At 71.9% G+C, this 446-nt stretch carries 1 pseudogene; it reads left to right on the top strand.

Features of this window, described 5'->3' with window-relative positions:
* A pseudogene (locus AC1DDG_RS21750) lies at positions 1-446 on the top strand (HNH endonuclease signature motif containing protein); the annotation flags it as partial.

The raw sequence follows: 446 nt of genomic DNA, 5'->3' as shown, positions 1-446 counted from the left end.
ATCGCCCACCGCTGGACCGACGCCATCGACCAGGACGGCACCGAACCCAGCGAAGAAGAACTCCGCCACCGCCAAGGCGCCTTCACCCGCCGGCCCCGCCGCGGCCTCCACCACCTGGAAATCTTCGCCACCACCGACCAATACGAACACCTCCTCACCGCCATGAGCACCGCCACCAACCCCCGCACCCAACCCACCACCACCGCGGACGGAACAGGCACCGGGGAGAACGGGGACGGCCCTGCCGGCGAGAACGGAGCGGGCGCGCATGCCGGGCCGGGATTCGGCGCCGCGGCCGAAGCCGCGGCCGCGGACGCCCACCTCGAACGCCGCACCCGCCCCCAACAACTCCTCGACGGMCTCGTCGGCGCCTGCAAAACAGCCCTCGCCACCAACACCCTGCCAGCCACCGGCGGACTCCGGCCCCAGGTCATGGTCACCATCAG

Source organism: Arthrobacter sp. 10L430, assembly GCF_056395245.1.
The sequence above is the reverse complement of the archived record's forward strand: the minus strand, read 5'-3'. Positions and strand labels throughout refer to the sequence as shown.